The organism is Kineococcus sp. GCM10028916 (assembly GCF_042674865.1).
Classification (GTDB): Bacteria; Actinomycetota; Actinomycetes; order Actinomycetales; family Kineococcaceae; genus Kineococcus.
The window spans coordinates 277,899-296,420 of sequence record NZ_JBHTFM010000018.1 but is presented as its reverse complement, the minus strand read 5'-3'; the positions used below and the strand labels follow the sequence as shown (position 1 = coordinate 296,420).

Genomic DNA, 18,522 nt, shown 5'->3' with positions numbered 1-18,522 from the left:
CGAGAATGGGGGCGTGCCCACCGAGCTCTCCTCCGCCCTCGCCGACGTCCGCGCCCTGCTGCTCGACACCGAGCAGCTCGCCCGGGCCGTCGCGGCAGGGCGTCGCAAGGGGCTGGAACCGCCGGCGGCGGAGCGGGTCGAGGTCCGGCCGGTGCAGCTGAAGAACGGGCCGCACCTGCAGTTCACGGCCCGCACCGGTCCCGTCGTGAGCACCCGCAACGTCGCGGTGGCCGACGCGGGGGCGGCGGTGGACGAGCTCCTGGGACAGGCCTACGGCAACCTGCACGTGGAGACGGCGGACGAGGTCGTCCAGGTCCGGATCACCAAGAAGGGCGACGCCCAGGTGCACCGCGCCCCGGCCCGGCAGGCCGCCGGACCGCAGCAGCACGACCGGAGCAAGCAGCGCCTCGTCGACCCCGACGACCCGCTGTTCCGCGTCCTCGGCGCCGGCGGCGACAAGCGGCGGCAGGTCGAGGCCTTCGTCCGCCAGCTCGCGCCGCTCACCCCCGCGGTGGTCGAGCGGTCCGGGCCGGTGCTGCGCGCGGTCGACCTCGGCTGCGGCAACGCCTACCTGACCTTCGCCGCGCACCGCTGGCTCAGCGGACAGGCGCACGCGAGCGAGCGGGAGCTCGTGACGGTCGGGGTCGACGTCCGCGAGGACGTCGTCGCCACGGGCCGCAAGGCGGCCGCCGACGCGGGCCTGCCGGGGCTGGAGTTCGCGGTCGGGTCCATCGAGGGCGCCACCCCGTTCCCCGACGCGACCCCGGACGTCGTGATGGCCCTGCACGCGTGCGACACCGCCACCGACGAGGCCCTGGCCCGCGCCGTGCGCTGGGACGCCCCCCTGGTGCTGGCCGCGCCGTGCTGCCACCGCGACGTGCAGCGTCAGATCGCTGGCCACGCCTCGCCGCTGGTGCGGCACGCGATCCTGCGCGAGCGGTTCGCCGACGTGCTCACCGACACCCTGCGCAGCCTCGTGCTGCAACTGCTCGGCTACCGCGTCGAGGTCGTCGAGTTCATCGACTCCGCGCACACCCCGCGCAACGCGATGATCCGCGCGGTGCGCGCCGGCCGTCCGCAGGGTTCACGGCTGGCCGAGCTGCTGGACGAGTTCGACGCGCTGACCGGCGCCTGGGGCGTGGAACCCGCCCTGGCCCGGATGCTGGCCCCGGAACTCGCGGGAGTCCGTCAGACGCTCGCGTAGGTGAGGCACTTCGTCGCACCCGAGGCCTCGGTGCCCACCTCGATGGTCGCGGCGGTGCAGCTGAGGTCGGAGTTGTGCGAGCAGTCGCTCAGCTGGCACGCCCCGACGTGGCCCTCGGCCGTCGAACCGTGCTTGGCCGGGATGCCGAGGAAGGTCCCGCAGTGGTTCGCGCCGTGGTCGCCCACGGTGATCGTCGGGGCGTGGCAGGAGACGTCAGCGTTGAACGTGCAGCCGCTGGCGGAGCACTGGTGGATCGGGGTCAGGTCCAGGTTCACGGTCGCCATGCGTCGAACGTAGCCACGCACCCGGCGCGTGACTAGGCAGGACTGCCTGTCCTCAGCACCGGCACGACGTGGTCCACGCACCGCGTCAGGGCGCGCACGTCCTCCGGGTCGACCGCCGGGAACATCCCGATCCGCAGCTGGTTGCGCCCCAGGCTCCGGTAGGGGAAGACGTCGACGATCCCGTTGCTGCGCAGCACCTCCTGCACGGCGTTCGCGTCGATCGACGCGTCCAGGTCGATCGTCGCGACGACGTTGCTGCGTGCCGCCGGCTCGGTCACGAAGGGCTGCGCCCACTCCCGGGAGCCCGCCCAGTCGTAGACGATCCCCGCCGATTCCGCGGACCGGCCCGCCGCCCACGCCAGTCCGCCCTGCGCGAGCATCCACTCGACCTGGTCGGCGAGCATCACCAGCGTCGCGACCGCGGGGGTGTTGTAGGTCTGGTCCTTGCGGGAGTTCTCCACCGCGATCTGCAGGTCCAGCGACGCCGGGGTCCAGCGCCCCGACGCACCGGTCTCGTGGACCCGGTCCAGCGCGGCGGGCGAGAGCAGCGCGATCCAGAGCCCACCGTCGGAGGCGAAGGACTTCTGCGGCGCGAAGTAGTAGGCGTCGGTCTGCGAGACGTCGACGGCGAGGCCGCCGGCCCCGGAGGTCGCGTCGACGACGACGAGCGGACCACCCTGCGCGGGGGTCGGGCCCTCGGGGCGCAGCACGGGGGCCATCACCCCGGTGGAGGTCTCGTTGTGCGGCCAGGCGAGCACGTCGACGCCGTCGGCGACCTCCCCCAGCCGGGGCAGGGTCCCCGGTTCACCGCGCACGACGACGGGTTCGGCGAGGAAGGGCGCTGCCGCGACTGCCGCGGCGAACTTCGAGGAGAACTCTCCCAGCACCAGGTGCTGGGAACGCTCCCGGACCAGGCACAGCGCCGCGACGTCCCAGAACGCGGTGCTGCCGCCGTTGCCGAGGACGACCTCGTAGCCGTCGGGCAGCGCGAACAGCTCCGCCAGACCGCTGCGCACCCGGCGCACCAGCGACTTCACCGGCTCCTGGCGGTGGGAGGTCCCGAGGACCCCCGGGCCGGCGGCGACGAGGGCGGCCACCTGCCCGGCCCGCACCTTGGAGGGCCCGGAGCCGAACCGGCCGTCGCCGGGGAGCAGCTCGGAGGGGATGCGCAGCGCGGGGTCGTCCAGGTTCACGACGCGATCCTCCCGCACGCGCGGACCCGGCCGCGCAGGGACACCATGGCGGAGTGGACCTCGAACGCTTCGTCGCCGCCTCCGACGCCACCCACGACCGGGCCCTCGCGGAACTGCGGGCCGGGCGCAAGACCTCGCACTGGATGTGGTGGGAGTTCCCGCAGCTGCTGCTGGGGAGTTCCCCGACCTCGGTGGAGTTCGCGCTCTCGGGCCGGGAGGAGGCCCGCGCCTACCTCGCCCACCCGGTGCTCGGGGCGAGGCTGCGGGAGAACTGCCAGGTCCTGCTCGACGGTGCGGCCGACGACGCCCGCGCGGTCTTCGGAGCGGTCGACGAGGTGAAGCTGCGCAGTTCCCTGACCCTCTTCGCCGCCTGCTCCGACGAGGACCTGTTCGACCGGGTCCTGACGAAGTTCTTCGGGGGCGAGACTGACCCCGCGACCGAGCGGTTGCTGGGCTCCGCAGGCTGAGCGGCGACGCTCAGACGAACTCCTCGAACCGCTTGCGGGCCGTGCGGACGACGTCGTCGGGGTCCTCGGCCCACCAGCGGGAGGAGAGGATCTCGACCTCCACGGGTCCGTCGTAGCCGGCCGCGGCGACCAGTCCCGACAGCCGCGGCAGGTCGATCACGCCGTCCCCCATCATCCCGCGGTCCAGCAGCAGGTCGGTGGTCCGCGGCAGCCAGTCGGAGACGTGGTAGCCCCGGACGCGACCGTGGGCCCGGGCGAGCTGCGCGTCGAGGTCCGGGTCCCACCAGACGTGGTACGCGTCGACCACGACCCCCACCCCGTCGCCGAGGTCGTCGCAGAGGTCGAGGGCCTGGCGCAGCGTCACGACGACCGAGCGTTCGGCGATCATCATGGGGTGCAACGGTTCGACGGCCAGGGGGACGCCCCGGTCGCGGGCGTAGGGAAGCAGGTCGGCGATGCCGTCGCGCACCCGGCCCCGCGCGGCGGCGAGGTCGCGGTCGGTCAGGGGACCGCAGACCAGGACGAGGGCGTCCGCGCCCAGCGCCGCCGCCTCGTCCACGGCGGCGCGGTTGTCGGCCCGGACGTCGGCGGGGTCACCGGTGGTGAACATCCCCCCGCGGCAGACGGAACTGACGTGGACCCCGGAGTCGGCGACGAGTCCCCCGGCCCGGTCGAGGCCGACGGCGGCGATCTTGTCGCGCCAGAGCGCCACGGCGCCGACGTCGTGGCGGACGCAGGCGTCGAGGGTCTCGGGCAGGCCGAGGGAGTTCACGGTGATCTGGTTCAGGCTGAGCCGCGCGGGGTCCATCGTCACTCCGTCGTCGATGCTGGAATGCGCTTTCCCGATCAGCCTGGCACAGGGTCTCGCGCAGGGTCAACGTCACAGCCCTTCCCTGTGACGACACGCGACCCCGGGCCTTCCGGACGCCCACCCCGGGGAGGAGGCTGAGGTGGTGCTCCGTGTCTCGTCCCGTTCCGTCGTGCGCCCCCTGGTGCCCGGCCTGCTCGTCATCGCCGCCGCCACCGCGATCGCCTTCGGGGTCGAGGGGGTCCTGCCCGCGCTGACGGCCTCGACGGTGGCCGTGGCGCTGGGGGCCCTGCTGCGCAGCACGGGAACGTTCCGCTCGCAGTGGCGCCCTGCGACGGGGTTCGCCTCCCGGCGCCTGCTGCGCATCGCGGTGGTGCTGCTCGGCCTGCAACTGCCGCTAGCGGGGATCGCGGCGCTGGGCTTCGGCGGGATCGCCCTCATCCTCGGCGTCGTCGTCGTGACGTTCTTCGGGACCCAGCTCATCGGCCGCGCCCTCGGGCTCCCCCCGGCCCGGTCCCTGCTGGTGGCGACGGGCTTCTCCATCTGCGGCGCCTCCGCCATCGCCGCCGTCCGTCCCGCGACCGATGCCGACGACGAGGACACCAGCACCGCGATCGCCCTGGTGACCCTCTGCGGGACGCTGGCGATCGTCTTCCTGCCGCTGCTGCGCCAGCCCTTCGGCCTGGACGTCCAGGAGTTCGGGGCCTGGGCGGGCGCCAGCGTCCACGACGTCGGTCAGGCCGTCGCCACCGGTGACCGCGTCCCCGGCGCGCTCGCCACGGTGGTCGTCGTCAAGCTCTCCCGCGTGCTGCTGCTGGCCCCGCTCGTCGCCCTCGTCGCCCTGCGCCGTCGGCGGACCGTCGGGGCCGACACCGCGCAGCGGCCCCCGGTGCTGCCGTTCTTCGTCGCCGCCTTCGTGGTGGCCGTCGCCGTGCGTGCCACCGGCGTCGTCCCCGACGCCGTGCTGGGCGACGCCCAGCGGATCCAGTCGATCCTGCTGGTCGCCGCCCTCTTCGCCCTCGGCACCGGCATCGACGTCCCGCACCTGGTGCGCACCGGTGGCCGGTCCCTCGTCCTCGGGCTCAGCTCCTGGGTGCTGGTCGCCGGGATCGCGCTGGCCGGCGTGAAGCTCCTGCACGTCGGCTGAGCACGCTCAGAACAGGTCGGAGAAACCCATCGCGACGAGGTTGTCGTGGGAGGTCTGCAGCGCCTCCCAGACCGTGCGGCCGTAGAGCAGGTCCTGCTCGACGAGCAGGAACTCCGCGCCGCTGGCGACGGCGACCGGGACGATCGAGGGGAAGTCGAGGTTCCCCTCCCCCACCTCCGCGAACTGCACGACCTCGCTGAACTCGCGCATGAAGGCCGCGCGGTCGCCCGCGGCGAGGGCCTCGAAGGCCGCGGGCCGGATCTCGCCGATCCGGTAGTCCTTGAGGTGCACCATCCGGACCCGGCCGGCGTACTGCTGGATGACCGCGACCGGGTTCACCCCACCGCGCTGCAGCCAGTGCACGTCGAGTTCGAGCCCCACGTTCGGCGCCCGGTCGGCGATGACGTCGAGCATGAAGCGACCGTCGAACTTCAGGAACTCGATGTGGTGGTTGTGGTAGTAGAGCCGGATGCCGCTCTCCTGCAGACGTGCCGCGGCCGCCTCGGCGCGGTCGCAGAAGTCCAGGACCTTGTCCAGCTCCGTCATGCAGTCGAAGGGCAGCATCCCGATCCGGACCATCTCGCTGCCCAGACGGCGGCAGTCGGCGACGATCTTCTCGAGGTCGCCCTCGAGCGCGTCGTTGGCCCCACCGGGCTGCGGGGTCAACCCGGCCGACAGGGCCGCGATCTCGATCCCCAGTTCGTCCCGGGCCTTCTCGAGCTGGGCCACGTTGTCCTCGGTCATCGGGATCTGCGAGACCTCGATCGCCCCGTAGCCGATCTCGCGGACCCGGCGCAGCGTCTCGAACGCACCGATCTCGGCCACGCTCTCGCGCAGCATCATCGCCTGCACACCGATCTTCGCCATGTCCTGCTCCCTCTCGGTCGATCGGATCGTTCAGTCGCGTGTGACGCACGCCTCGACCGGGGTCACCGGCCGGTGTCCCGGGCCGGGAAGAGGCCCTCCTCGGTGATGCGCTCGTTGAGCAGCTTCAGGAAGAGGTCGTCGTCGAAGTCGAGGCCGACCTCCTGCCCGGTCCAGCTCGAGAGGTGCACGGCGTTGGCCAGTCGCACCCCGAGCAGTCCGTCCGCACCGGGCGCCAGCAGCGGTTCGTCGTGCAGGACGGCGGCCGCGAAGTTCGCGAGGACGCCGACGTGCTGCTCGCCCCACTGCGAGGCGAACTCGATGGTCTCCTGGGTGTGGAACTGCGTGGAGTCCAGCTGCCCCCGGAACAGCTGCCGGACCTGGTCCATCCCCAGGCCGGCGGACAGGTCGCGTTCGGGTTCGCGCAGCCGGGTCACGGTGGCGACCTTGCTGCCCTCGACGACGATCTTCCCCGCGTCGCCCTGGATCTCCAGCCGGTCCGTGCCCACGAGGTCGTGCGTCGCGGTGACGAACACCCCGGTGGAACCCCCGCCGAAGTCGGCGAGGACGGTCACCTCGTCCTCGACGGCGATGTCGCGCTGCAGTCCGTAGGACACCTTGGCGAAGACCGACTCCGGCACCCCGCAGATCCACTGCCACAGGTCGAGCTGGTGCGGAGCCTGGTTCACCAGGACACCGCCGCCCTCCCCGCCCCAGGTGGCGCGCCAGGCGCTCTGGTCGTAGTAGCCCTGCGGCCGCCACCACGTGGTGATGATCCAGTTCGAACGGATGATGCGGCCGATCTCACCGGCCTCGACGATCTCCTTCAGCCGACGGTAGAGCGGGTTGTTGCGCTGGTTGAACATCACGCCGAAACGCAGTTCCGGGTGGGCCGCGGCGACGGCGTTCATCTGCTCGACCTGCCGGCCGTAGACGCCGGCGGGCTTCTCGACGAGCACGTGGACGCCGCGCTCCATCGCCGCGATCGCGAGCTCCGGGTGCAGGTAGTGCGGCACGGTCGTCACGACCGCGTCGACGTCACCGCTGTCGAGCATGGCGATCACGTCCTCGTACGACGGCACGTCCGGGAAGTCGGTGCCGGCGACGGCGCGCCGGGCCGGGTCGACGTCGGCGACCGCGCCCAGGCTCATCCCCTCGACGCGGCCCTCGGCCACGAACTTCGCGTACATCGACCCCTGGGTGCCGAACCCGGCGATCCCGATCCTGACGGTGGTGCTCATGCGGACGTCCTCCTGTGCGAGCTGGTCGTGGGTGTCGGGGGTCTCACGCCGGCGGCGGGAGGGGAGCGTCGCGCAGGCGGTACAGGACCTCGCCGGCGTGCGGTTCCACGAACGTCTCCGGGTCGGCGAGGAACTCCGCGACGTCCACGCCCGCCGGGTCGAGGTAGCCGAGGTTCACCGCCCGGGCCACCTCCTCGGGGATGCCCGTCGCCAGCGTCACGGTGACGCGGTTGCGTTCGCCGTGCGCGGCGTCCCAGGTCCCCTGCCCGCGCAGGTGGGTGGAGTGCGCGAGGTCACCCCACGGCTGGTCGGAGAACCTCTCCCACTGCCCCGTGAAGTAGTCGCGGTTGTGGTACCCGATCTCGGTGATGTGCGGGTGCATGACCGACACCTGCGTGATGTGCGGCGCGTAGAGGATGAGTTCGCCCCCGTCGGCCACGACGGGTTCGAGCTTGTAGAAACCCTTCGCGGCGGTCCAGAGGTCCTCGTACTTCTCGGGCACGATCGAGAGGACGCGCCGGAACGGCCGGTCCAGGTAGGTGACGTGGGTCTGCGTGGAGACCTCGGCGCAGGCGGCCCAGGCGTCCTCGGGCGTGCCGAAGGCCGCGGCGTGCAGCACGTCGGTGCCGGACGCGACGACGAGGCACAGGGCCAGACGCTGGGCGGGGACCATCGCCGCGGCCTCGTTGATCAGGGCGCGCACGGGGGTGACCCCGCGGCTGCCGATCATCGCGGCGCTGGTGATGAGCGCCCCCACCCAGTGCGAGACGTCGATGACCTGCTGCCCCGACACCCCGGGGAAGAAGTACTTGTTGCCGCCGGAGAACCCCACGACCTCGTGCGGGAACACCGGCCCCACGACGAGCGCGACGTCGGCCTCGGCGACGAGGCGGTTGATCGCCACCTCGACGTCCGGCCCCGTCAACAACCCCCCGGTGAGTTCGGCCAGGCGCTGCGCGGGGATCGTGCCGAGGGTGGTGAAGGTCGCCGGGTCCCACGAGGCGTGGTTGACGACGTTCCACCCCGGGTAGACCGCCCCCGGGTCACCGACCGGGTGGCCGAGGTGGCGGGCGAGCTGCTCCTCGCTCATGCCCTGGTGGGTGCCGAGGGCGATCACGACGTCGACGCTGCTCGCCCGACCGGCCAGGCCCGCGTGCACGGCCCGCAGCAGCTGCGGCAGCGGACAGCTGCGGGTGGCGTCGGGGACGACGAGGCAGACCCGCTTCCCGTCGACGGCGGTGCGGGTGACGACGTCGCGGACGAAGGCGTCGACGGCGGCGGGGTCGAGGCGTTCGCCCGGGCCGCCGATGACGTCGGCGCGGGTGGGATCACCCGGATCGGTGCCGTAGCTGTCCGCCCACTCTGGTCTCGCGGTGACGTTCACCCGCCGAGCCTGGATCTCGGCACCCGGGGCTGTCGAGGGGGGACGCCCTGCGGTGGCAACTCCCGGCAACTAGTGGCCCGCGGCGCGGCGACCGGGCTCAGGTTGACCCATGTCGTCGCCCACGCCCGCTGCGCCGCTGCAGCTCGACCCCGACCGCCTGCTGCCCGCGGACCCCGTCCGCCGGGAGATCGCGCGGCGGCTGCACGCCCAGGTCTCGGGGTTGCCCATCCTCTCCCCCCACGGCCACGTGCCGGCGGCGTGGCTCGCCCACGACACCCCCTTCGGGGACCCGACGTCGCTGCTCATCACCCCCGACCACTACGTGACGCGGATGCTGCACGCCCAGGGCGTCCACCTCGGCGACCTGGGGGTGGGCACCACCCTGGACGCCGACGGGTCCCGCCGGGCGTTCCGGTTGCTCTGCGAGAACTGGTCCGCCTACCGCGGGACCCCGGTGCGCTACTGGATGCAGGTCCAGCTGGTGGAACTCTTCGGCGTCGACGTCCGCCCCTCGGCCGACACCGCCGACGAGATCCACGACCGCATCGCCGCGACGCTGGCGACCCCGCAGTTCCGGCCCCGGGCCCTGTTCGAGCGGTTCGGCGTCGAGGTCCTGGCCACGACGGACGACCCGTGCGACGACCTCGCCGACCACCGGCTGCTGGCGCAGGACCCGACGTTCACCGGCCGGGTGGTCCCGACGTTCCGGCCCGACCGCTACCTCGAGGTCGGTGCACCCGACTGGAACGACCACGCCGACCGCCTGCACGAGGTGTCCGGGATCGACACCGGCGACTTCCGGGGGTTCCTCGCGGCGCTGCAGGACCGGCGCGACCACTTCCGCGCCCACGGTGCCGTGTCGGCCGACCACAGCCACGTCGACGTCCGCACCGACAAGCTCGACGCGGGCACGGCCGCCGACCTCTACGCGCTGGCCCGCAAGGGCGAACTGCGGGAGGCCGAGGCCACGACGCTGCGCCGGCACCTGCTCTGGGAGATGGCGCGGATGTCGTCGGAGGACGGTCTCGTCATGACCCTTCACCCGGGGGTGTGCCGCGACCACCACGGCCCGACCGCGCGGGAGTTCGGCAAGGACGTCGGCGCCGACATCCCCGTCCAGGTCGAGTTCACCCGCGCGCTGCGGCCGGTGCTGGAGGACTTCGGGACGAACCCCGGGTTCCAGCTGGTCCTGTTCACCCTGGACGAGACGACGTTCTCCCGCGAGATCGCCCCGCTGGCCGGTTTCTACCCCGCGGTGCACGTGGGGGCGCCGTGGTGGTTCCTCGACGCCCCCGACGCGATCGGGCGGGCCCGTGCTGCGGTCACCGAGACGGCGGGGTTCTCCAAGTCGTCGGGGTTCATCGACGACACCCGCGCGTTCTGCTCGATCCCCGCCCGCCACGACATGGCGCGCCGTCTCGACGCCGTCCACCTCTCCACCCTCGTCGCCGACGGCCGGCTCGAGGAGGACGAGGCGGCCGAGACGATCGTCGACCTCGTGACCCGCAACCCGCGGAAGGCGTTCCGACTGTGACCCGCACCCAGACCGGCTCCCAGACCGTGCGCCTGTCCCGCGACCTGCCCGGGACCCCGCCCGCGCCCCCGGTGCGCATCGTGCACCTGGGGCTGGGGAACTTCCACCGCGCTCACCAGGCCTGGTACACCGCGCACGCCACCGACGCCGCGGAGTGGGGCATCGCCGCGTTCACCGGCCGTCGTCCCGACGCCGCGGTCCGTCTCGACCGCCAGGACGGGCTCTACACGCTGCTCGTGCGCGGGGCCGACGGCGACCACGCCGAGGTGATCGGGTCGCTCGCGCAGGTGCACCCCAGCACCGACCACGAGGCCTACCTGGACCTGCTGCGCCGCCGCGAGACGGCGATCGTCACGATCACGGCGACCGAGGCCGCCTACCTGCGCACGGGCGACGGGCACCTCGACGTCGACCGCTCCGACGTCGTCACCGACCTGCAGGCCCTGCGCACCGACGTCACCGCTCCGGTGAGCACCCTGCCGGGGCGTCTCGTCGCGGGTCTCGCCGCCCGCCGGGAGTCCGGAGCGGGCCCGGTCACGGTGCTCTCCTGCGACAACCTCGCGCACAACGGGGCGGTGACGGCGACGGTCGTGCTGGAGCTGGCGGAACTCCTCGACCCCGCGCTGCACGCGTGGATCGGGGCGGAGGTCGACTTCGCCGACTCCATGGTCGACCGGATCACGCCCGCGACGACCGAGGAGGTGCTCGCCACCGTGACCGCGCTGACCGGGACCACCGACGAGGCGCCCGTCCCGACGGAGCCGTTCTCGGAGTGGGTCGTCAGCGGACGCTTCCCCGCCGGCCGCCCGGCCTGGGAGAGCGCCGGGGTGACCTTCGTCGACGACGTGACCCCCTACGAGCGGCGCAAGCTCTGGCTGCTCAACGGGTCGCACTCGCTGCTGGCCTACGCCGCGAGCGTGCGGGGCCACCGCACCATCGCCGACGCCGTCGCCGATCCGGAGTGCCGGGGCTGGGTCGAGGAGTTCTGGGACGAGGCCTGCCGTCACCTCGACCTCCCGGCCGAGGAGCTCACCGCGTACCGGGCGGCGTTGCTGGAGCGCTACGCGAACCCCGGGGTGCGGCACCTGCTCGCGCAGATCGCCGCCGGCGGTTCGCTCAAGCTGCCGTTGCGGATCGTCCCCGCGCTGCTGGCCGAACGCGCTGGCGGCCGGTCCCCGGTGGGCTGCGCGACCGCGATCGCGGCGTGGGTCCTGCACCTGCGGGGCGTCGGGGCGCCCGTCGACGACCCGTCGGCGGACCGGGCGGGGCACGCTGCGGCGCAAGGGGTCCCAGACGTCCTGGACCTGCTGCACCCCGGGCTCGGGAAGGACCGCGAGCTCGTGGAGCTCGTCGCGTCACGCCTCGCGGCGCTGACCCCGAGGGACTGAGGTCGCCGGGCGCCGGCCGGGACGTGAGCCGGCGTGGGGGCCGGTGGACCCGCGCACGACGAGCCAGGCCGGCAGCAGGACGGGTTCGCCGGTGAGTCCGTCGAGAGCACCACCGACGGGCCGGACGCTGCCGGAGGCCACGTGCGCGACCCCGGTCGCGCCGATGTCCACCAGCGGGGCCGCGATCGAGGTCAGCCCGACGAGTTCGGCGTCCACGATGTTGTCGAACCCGATGACGCTGACGTCCTGCGGGACACGGCGCCCGCCCGCGGTCACCGCCTTGAGGAACCCGATGGCCATGAGGTCGTTGTAGGCGATGACCGCGGTGGTCGGGCGCCTCCCCCAGACCCGCGCGGCCTCGGCCCCCCCGCGCAGGGTGGGCAGGTTCGCGCCGATGCGGACGACCCGCAGGTCCAGCTCCAGACCCGCCTCCTGCAGACCGCGCCAGCGGGTCCCGTCCGCGTAGGAGTTCTCGGGCCCGGCGAGGTAGGCGATGGAGGAGTGTCCCCGCTCCACGAGGTGCTCGGCGGCCTTCTCGACGGCCCGGACGTTGTCGCTGAGCACCGAGGTGACCGACCCGACGGAACGGTTCAGCACGACGACCGGCCGGCGCTTCGCCACCGCCCGGATCGCCTGGTCGCTCAGCCGGGAGGAGGCCAGGACGAAACCGTCCACCGTCGCCTCCAGACGGGCCAGGGCCTGCGCCTCGGCGTGCTCGGACTCCTGCGTCTCGACGATCGCCAGGGTGAGGTCGTTGCGGGCCGCGGCGCGCTCGGCCCCGCGGATCATCCCGACGAACACCGGGTTGGCGATGTCGGCCACCACGAAGGCGAGCACGCCCGTCCCGCGGGCGGACATCGGCAGCAGCGTCCGCGAGGACCGGTACCCCAGCCCGGTGGCCACCCGGCGGACGTGTTCGGCGGTGCGGAAGCTCACCCGCCCGGGTTTCGACAGCGCCCGCGAGACGGTCGAGGCGGACACCCCGGCGGCCGCCGCGACGTCGTAGATGGTGACGCCGGCGTCGCGGGCCGGCTCGGGAGGTTCGGGGGAGACCCCGGGCGCGATCTCGTCCACGTCCCCACCTCCGGTCCCCCGTCGCCCCGTCGCACCGCGGTTGCGGGCGACCGTAGCAACTCCTGGCAACCGTGGTGGTCCCCGCTGTCCCGGGTGGCTTGAATGGGGTGCAGGACCGTGCGCGTGCGGTCGCCCGAGCGAACCGGAAGGAACCGCGATGCCCAGCTCGTCACCCGTCCCCCCCGACCGGGACGGGGTGCCCGGCCCGCTGGCGCGCTGCTTCGAGGGCATCGAGCGGCTCGGCGTCGCGTTCTCCGGCGGGGTCGACTCCTCCGTCGTGCTGGCGGCCGCGGCGCGCACGCTGGGAGCGTCGCGGGTGACCGCCGTCCTCGGGGTGTCCCCGAGCCTGCCCGCGAGCGAACGGGTCGCGGCCCACGACGTCGCCGCCCACGTCGGGGTCCGGGTGCTGGAGGTCGCGACCCGCGAGGGCGACAACCCCGCCTACCGCGCCAACGGCCCGGACCGCTGCTTCCACTGCAAGGACGAGCTGTTCCAGCGGATCGACGACGACGTCGTGCAGGCGCACGGGCTGGACGCCGTCGCCTACGGCGAGAACGCCGACGACGCCCGGCGCCCCGACCGTCCGGGGTCGAGAGCGGCTGCGGCGCACCGGGTCCTGCGGCCACTGGCCGACGCCGGCATGGACAAGGCGCAGGTCCGCGCGCTCGCCCGGGCCTGGGCCCTGCCCTGCGCCGACAAACCCGCCGCGCCGTGCCTCGCGTCGCGCATCCCGCACCACCAGGAGGTCACCCCGGCCAAGCTCGCCCAGGTCGAGTCCGCCGAGGCGGCGCTGCACGCGCTGGGGTTGCCGGACGTCCGGGTCCGCCACCACGGCGAGATCGCCCGGCTGGAGCTGCACCCCGAGGACCTGCTGCGCGCGGCCGGCGAGCTGCGCCCGGAGGTGCTGAGCGCCGTGCGCGGGGCGGGGTTCCGCTGGGCGACCCTCGACCTCGCCGGGATGCAGTCCGGGGCGTTCACCCTGGAGGTGCTGCAGCGTGGCTGAGCCGCTCCCCGACCCGCTGGCCGGGATCGCCGAGCTCGACCTGGACCGCGGAGCGCGGCGCGGCTACCCCGAGGCGGTCTACTGCGCCGGCAAGACCCCCGAGCAGGTGCGGCGCATCGCGACCGCGCTTGCCGGGCGTCCCGACGTCACGACGTTGTTCACCCGGGCCGGTGCCGGGCACGCCGCCGCCGTCCTGGACGTCCTGCCCGACGCGTTCCACGACGAGAGCGCCGGGCTGCTGGCCTGGCCGCCGACGCGGCCGGAACCGCGGGGCGGCCTCGTCGTCGTCCTCGCCGCGGGGACCTCCGACCTGCCCGCCGCGCGGGAGGCGCACCTCACCGCGGGCTACCTGGGCCGGCGCAGCGAACTCGTCGTCGACGTCGGCGTCGCCGGGCTGCACCGCGTGCTCGCCCGCCTCGACCTGCTCCGCCGGGCCCGGGTGATCGTCGTGGCCGCCGGGATGGACGGCGCGCTGCCCAGCGTCGTCGCCGGGCTGGTGAGCGCCCCGGTCGTCGGGTTGCCGACCTCCGTCGGCTACGGCGCGGCGTTCGGCGGGCTCGCGCCGCTGCTGACCATGCTGAACTCGTGCGCGCCGGGGGTGAGCGTCGTGAACATCGACAACGGTTACGGCGCAGGCCACCTGGCCGCGCAGATCGCCGCACCCCAGGAGGACGGGGCATGACGCACGCGTGGATCGACGTCTCCGCCGGCATCGCCGGGGACATGCTGCTCGGCGCCCTGCTGGACGCGGGCGCGTCGCTGGACGCCGTCCGGGTCGCCGTGGCCGCGGTCGTGGGGGACGCCGTGGCGATCTCGACGGCGACCGTCACCCGGGCCGGGCTGCGGGCCACGAAGGCGGAGGTGGGACTGCTCGACGACGACCCGCCGCACCGCAGCTGGTCGAGCATCGAGGCGATGCTGACCGGCGCGGGCCTCGCGGACCGGGTGCGCGACGACGCCACCGCGGTGTTCGCGCTGCTGGCCCGGGCCGAGGGCCACGTCCACGGGGTGCCCGCGGCCGACGTGCACTTCCACGAGGTCGGCGCGCTCGACTCGATCGCCGACGTCGTCGGGGTCTGCGCCGCGCTGCACGACCTCGGGATCACCACCGTGAGCTCGGGAGCCGTGGCCCTCGGCTCAGGACGGGTCCGGGCCGCGCACGGCTCGATCCCCGTCCCCGTCCCCGCCGTCGTGGAACTCTCCCGGGGCCGGCGGGTGCTGGCCGGCGGCGAGGGCGAACTCACCACCCCCACCGGGATGGCCCTCCTCGCGGCGCTCGGCGAGGACGAGGACCTGCCCGGGCTGCGGGTCACGGGGTCGGGCACCGGGGCGGGGACGCGCGACGTCGCCGGGCGTCCGAACGTGACCCGGGTGGTCGTCGGGACGCGCACGGCCGCAGCGGTTCCGCGCCGCAGCGGGGTCCAGCTCGAGGCGAACGTCGACGACCTCGACCCCCGGTTGTGGCCGGGGGTCCTCGCGGGGTTGCTCGCCGCCGGCGCCGACGACGCGTGGCTCGTCCCCGTCCTCATGAAGAAGGGCCGCCCGGCGCACGTCCTCACCGTGCTGGCCGCGCCCGAACGCGCCGACGCGCTCGAGGCGGAGGTGGTCGCGAGCACGTCGACGCTGGGCGTGCGCCGCAGCGACTGCACCCGGTTCGCGCTGCCGCGGGGCTGGGTCGACGTGGCGGTCGAGGGCGGGAGCGTCGCGGTGAAGGTCGGCCACGCCGACGGGATCGTCCGGCAGGTGATGCCGGAGTTCGACACCGTCGCCGCGCTGGCCCGGGCGAGCGGCCGGCCGGAACGCACCACCCTGACCGCTGCGCTCGCCGCCGCGGCCGACGCCGGGTGGGTGGTCGGCGCTCCCCCACCCCCCGGCGCCGTCCTGCGGGACACGCCCTGATCAGGCCCGGGCGAGGCGGAGGGTGAGGATCTGGAAGGGGCGCAGCGAGACGCTCGCCCCGCCGTCCTGCACGCTCGTCACGCCTTCCTCCCGCGGGCGTTCGAGCAGGTCGACCTCGGACACCGACGCGACCGGGAAACCCCAGGTGAGCCGGGCGCGCTCGCGTGCCCCCAGGGACTCGTAGAGCCGGACGACGACGTCGCCCGACCCGTCCTCGGCGAGCTTCACGGCCTCCACCACCACGCCCGGGACGTCGACGGCGACGAGTGGTGCGACCGGACCGGCGCCGGTGACGACCCGTTCCGGCAGGTTCTGCCGGTACCCCTCGCGCACGGCGTCGGCGATGTCCGCCCCCACCACGAGGGAGTACTCCAGGACGTGACGGCCCTGGTCGGTCTCCGGGTCCGGCGAGAGCGGGGCCCGCAGCAGCGACAACCGCACCGTGGTGCCGGGGCGGCCGTCGGCCACGACCGAGCGGGTCACGTCGTGACCGTAGGTGGCGGAGTTCGTCACCGCGACGCCGTACCCGGCCTCCGCGACGTGCAGCCAGCGGTGCGCGCAGATCTCGAACCGGGCAGCGTCCCAGCTGGTGTTCTCGTGGGTCGCCCGGAACACGTGACCGAACTGGATCTCGGAGGCGGAGCGGTCGGCGTGGACGTCGAGGCCGAAGGCCGCCTTGAGCATCGCCTCGCGCTCGTGCCAGTCGACGTCGAGGGTGTAGGCGATGCGGGACTCCCCGCGCGGCAACCGGACCGTCTGGACGAGGGTGCTCGCACCGGTGGACCGGGTGACGACGACGCTCGCCCCCTCCCCCTCGTCGGCGTGCAGCTCGACGGAGTCGGCCTCGACGAGGTCGCGCACGACGTGGCGGTAGTGCGCGTCGACGTCCCAGGCGTCCCACTTGTTGGGGGTGTCGCGGTGCAGCTGCAGCAGACCGGCGTGCGTCCCCGGCAGCAGCACCTCCCGGTCGGCGGTGAGGTCGAGGACGGAGGTGACGTTGCCGGCCGCGTCGACGCGCACCCGCAGCACCCCGTTGTCCAGGACGGTGTCGGGGCCGTCGGAGGTGGACGTCACGACGGCGGCGGAGGGTTCCGCGACGCCGAGACCGAGCGCGGGCACCCCGGTGCGCGGGTGCGGGGTGGGGTTGGCGACGAGCGCGGTCGTGCCCTCCCCCGCCACCGTCGCCAACGAGGTCGTGATGAGCCCCTCGAGTTCCGCGCCGACCCGGGCGTGGGTGGCCGCGGCCTCGCGGTGCACCCACGCGATCGAGGAACCGGGCAGGATGTCGTGGAACTGGTGCAGCAGCACCGTCCGCCACAACTCCTGCAACCTCGCCGCGGGGTACTCCGCTCCGTGCCGGACGCTCGCCGTGGTGGCCCAGAGCTCGGCCTCGCGCAGCAGGTGCTCGTTGCGCCGGTTGCCCTGCTTGGTCTTCGCCTGCGAGGTGTACGTGCCGCGGTGCAGCTCCAGGTACAGCTCGCCGGACCAGACGGGCCGGTCGGGGTAGTCCGCCTCGGCCGTGGTGAAGAACTCGCGGGGTGAGTGCAGGGAGACCCTCGTCGAGCCCTCCAGGTCCCCGAGGCGGTCGGCGCGGGAGAGCATCTCGCGGGTGGGGCCACCGCCACCGTCGCCCCAGCCGAACGGGACGAGGGACCAGCCGGCGCGGCCCTTCTCCTGGTAGTTCCGGGCGGCGTGCGCGAGTTCCTTCGCCGAGAGCTCGGAGTTGTAGGTGTCGACGGGCGGGAAGTGGGTGAAGATCCGGGTGCCGTCGATGCCCTCCCAGTCGAAGGTGTGGTGCGGGAACTTGTTGTCGGTGTTCCAGGAGATCTTCTGGGTGAGGAACCAGCGGACCCCGGCGAGCTTCATGATCTGCGGCAACGCCGCCGAGTACCCGAAGGAGTCGGGGAGCCACGCCTCCTCGGTGTCGATCCCGTACTCGCGGGCGAAGTACCCCTTGCCCTCGAGGAACTGGCGGACCATGGCCTCGGACCCGACCATGTTGGTGTCGGACTCGACCCACATGCTGCCGACGGGGACGAAACGTCCCTCGGCGATGCGCCGCTTCACCTTCGCGTGCACCTCGGGGCGGTGCTCGGCGATCCAGGCGAACTGCTGGGCGGAACTCATGGCGTAGACGAAGGAGGGGTGCACGTCCATCAGCTGGGTGACGTTCGCCGCCGTCCGCGCGACCTTGCGGACCGTCTCGCGCAGGGGCCAGAGCCACGCGGAGTCGATGTGCGCGTGGCCGACGGCGCTGACGCGGTGCGCCGAGGCGCGGGCCTTCGCGGCGAACAACGGAGCGAGCACCGCCCGCGTCCGGGCGGCGGAGCCGGCCACGTCGTGCGGGTCGAGGGCGTCGAGCGCCAGGTCGATGCCCCGCAGGAGTTCGTGGCGCCGGGCGTCCTCGAGCGGGAGTTCCACCATCAGCCCGCCGAGGACCTCGAGGTCGCTCAGCAGTTCGGCGACCTCGACGTCGCGCACGCAGAGGTCGGCGCGGGCCAGGACGTAGAGCGGGTCCCTCGGGGCGGTCAGCACGTCACCCATCGGGGAGGGGTCGAACGCCCGCCCGCCGCCACCGAGCACGTCGGGGTTGGCCGCGGCCTCGACGAAGAACTCGAACGTCGTCGTCCCGGCCGGCACCGGGATCCAGGTCGAGAGCGGGTTGATGGACTTCACCGGTTCGCCCGCCGGCGTGTAGACGAGCCCCTCGGCCTGGAACCCCACGTTGCGGGCGTCGGTGCCCAGGTCGAACACGACCTCGACCTCACGTCCGGCCCAGTCCGCCGGGACCTCCCCGCGCAACCGGAACCAGGTGGTGCTCCAGGGCGGTCCCCAGGCCTGCCCCACGGCGAACTCGCCGTACGTCGCGCCGAGGCCCTCCTCGATCGGGACGGGTTCACCCGGTGCGGGCCAGGCGGCCACCTCCAGGGGCAGGGACCGGGTGTGCACGGCGGGCGCGATGCGTTGCACGACCGCTCGTTCCAGACGGGCTTCGGTGACCTGACGCTGGTCGTGCACGACGTCCTCCTCGA

The 18,522-nt window shown here is 73.7% G+C and carries 16 protein-coding genes; 8 read left to right on the top strand and 8 right to left on the bottom strand.

Annotated elements, in window-relative coordinates; translation table 11 throughout:
- Window positions 1-13: 13 nt before the first annotated feature.
- The gene (locus ACFQ46_RS20485) at window positions 14-1,204 is read left to right on the top strand and encodes a class I SAM-dependent methyltransferase (protein ID WP_380261523.1); all 1,191 of its coding nucleotides are present in this window, start codon (window positions 14-16) and stop codon (window positions 1,202-1,204) included.
- On the opposite strand, the gene ACFQ46_RS20480 is transcribed toward ACFQ46_RS20485, so the two are convergent.
- Window positions 1,189-1,488, bottom strand: a complete 300-nt coding sequence (locus tag ACFQ46_RS20480) for a DUF1540 domain-containing protein (protein ID WP_328295268.1) — start codon at window positions 1,486-1,488, stop codon at window positions 1,189-1,191. The genes ACFQ46_RS20485 and ACFQ46_RS20480 overlap by 16 nt on opposite strands.
- 32 nt (window positions 1,489-1,520) lie before the next feature.
- Entirely contained in the window at window positions 1,521-2,681 is a 1,161-nt protein-coding gene (gene serC, locus ACFQ46_RS20475) for a phosphoserine transaminase (RefSeq protein ID WP_328295267.1), read from the bottom strand.
- A 53-nt stretch (window positions 2,682-2,734) separates the two neighbouring features.
- Here serC and ACFQ46_RS20470 point away from each other — a divergent pair, with 53 nt between their 5' ends.
- Window positions 2,735-3,148 carry a DUF1810 domain-containing protein gene (locus tag ACFQ46_RS20470; protein WP_380261521.1) on the top strand — a complete coding sequence of 138 codons (414 nt, stop codon included), beginning with the start codon at window positions 2,735-2,737 and terminating at the stop codon, window positions 3,146-3,148.
- Window positions 3,149-3,158: 10 nt separating this feature from the next.
- Here the strand turns inward: ACFQ46_RS20470 and ACFQ46_RS20465 are convergent, their stop codons facing one another.
- Complete coding sequence (locus ACFQ46_RS20465) at window positions 3,159-3,956, bottom strand: sugar phosphate isomerase/epimerase family protein (protein ID WP_380261519.1); 798 nt, start codon at window positions 3,954-3,956, stop codon at window positions 3,159-3,161.
- A 142-nt stretch (window positions 3,957-4,098) separates the two neighbouring features.
- On the opposite strand from ACFQ46_RS20465, the gene ACFQ46_RS20460 reads away from it, so the two are divergent.
- Window positions 4,099-5,103: a YeiH family protein gene (locus ACFQ46_RS20460; RefSeq protein WP_380261517.1), complete on the top strand. Its 1,005-nt coding sequence runs from the start codon at window positions 4,099-4,101 to the stop codon at window positions 5,101-5,103.
- A 6-nt stretch (window positions 5,104-5,109) separates the two neighbouring features.
- On the opposite strand, the gene ACFQ46_RS20455 is transcribed toward ACFQ46_RS20460, so the two are convergent.
- From ACFQ46_RS20455 to ACFQ46_RS20445, 3 genes are all read right to left on the bottom strand, one after another.
- The gene (locus ACFQ46_RS20455; protein ID WP_380261515.1) at window positions 5,110-5,970 is read right to left on the bottom strand and encodes a sugar phosphate isomerase/epimerase family protein; all 861 of its coding nucleotides are present in this window, start codon (window positions 5,968-5,970) and stop codon (window positions 5,110-5,112) included.
- A 62-nt stretch (window positions 5,971-6,032) separates the two neighbouring features.
- On the bottom strand, window positions 6,033-7,208 hold the full coding sequence (locus tag ACFQ46_RS20450; protein WP_380261512.1) for a Gfo/Idh/MocA family protein: 1,176 nt from the start codon (window positions 7,206-7,208) through the stop codon (window positions 6,033-6,035).
- A gap of 43 nt (window positions 7,209-7,251) precedes the next feature.
- Window positions 7,252-8,592 (bottom strand): lactate racemase domain-containing protein, encoded by a 1,341-nt coding sequence (locus tag ACFQ46_RS20445; RefSeq protein ID WP_380261510.1) that lies wholly within the window; start codon window positions 8,590-8,592, stop codon window positions 7,252-7,254.
- Between the two features lie 109 nt (window positions 8,593-8,701).
- Between ACFQ46_RS20445 and uxaC the strand changes: the two genes are divergently transcribed.
- Both uxaC and ACFQ46_RS20435 read left to right on the top strand, forming a co-directional pair.
- Window positions 8,702-10,126, top strand: a complete 1,425-nt coding sequence (uxaC, locus tag ACFQ46_RS20440) for a glucuronate isomerase (protein WP_380261508.1) — start codon at window positions 8,702-8,704, stop codon at window positions 10,124-10,126.
- Complete coding sequence (locus ACFQ46_RS20435) at window positions 10,123-11,514, top strand: mannitol dehydrogenase family protein (RefSeq protein WP_380261506.1); 1,392 nt, start codon at window positions 10,123-10,125, stop codon at window positions 11,512-11,514. The genes uxaC and ACFQ46_RS20435 overlap by 4 nt, the downstream gene beginning before the upstream one ends.
- On the opposite strand, the gene ACFQ46_RS20430 is transcribed toward ACFQ46_RS20435, so the two are convergent.
- Window positions 11,482-12,588, bottom strand: coding sequence for a LacI family DNA-binding transcriptional regulator (locus ACFQ46_RS20430; protein WP_380261504.1), 1,107 nt, complete (start codon window positions 12,586-12,588; stop codon window positions 11,482-11,484). The genes ACFQ46_RS20435 and ACFQ46_RS20430 overlap by 33 nt on opposite strands.
- 157 nt (window positions 12,589-12,745) lie before the next feature.
- On the opposite strand from ACFQ46_RS20430, the gene ACFQ46_RS20425 reads away from it, so the two are divergent.
- From ACFQ46_RS20425 to larC, 3 genes are read left to right on the top strand one after another with little or no spacing between them, the layout of a single operon-like run.
- Window positions 12,746-13,591, top strand: a complete 846-nt coding sequence (locus ACFQ46_RS20425; RefSeq protein ID WP_380261502.1) for an asparagine synthase-related protein — start codon at window positions 12,746-12,748, stop codon at window positions 13,589-13,591.
- A complete protein-coding gene (gene larB / locus ACFQ46_RS20420) occupies window positions 13,584-14,273 on the top strand; it encodes a nickel pincer cofactor biosynthesis protein LarB (protein ID WP_380261500.1) in 690 nt (229 codons plus the stop codon). The genes ACFQ46_RS20425 and larB overlap by 8 nt, the downstream gene beginning before the upstream one ends.
- Window positions 14,270-15,490 (top strand): nickel pincer cofactor biosynthesis protein LarC, encoded by a 1,221-nt coding sequence (gene larC / locus ACFQ46_RS20415; protein WP_380261498.1) that lies wholly within the window; start codon window positions 14,270-14,272, stop codon window positions 15,488-15,490. Before larB ends, larC begins: the two co-directional genes overlap by 4 nt.
- Here larC and ACFQ46_RS20410 read toward each other — a convergent pair whose 3' ends face one another.
- Window positions 15,491-18,508 (bottom strand): alpha-mannosidase, encoded by a 3,018-nt coding sequence (locus ACFQ46_RS20410; RefSeq protein ID WP_380261496.1) that lies wholly within the window; start codon window positions 18,506-18,508, stop codon window positions 15,491-15,493.
- Window positions 18,509-18,522: the final 14 nt, after the last annotated feature.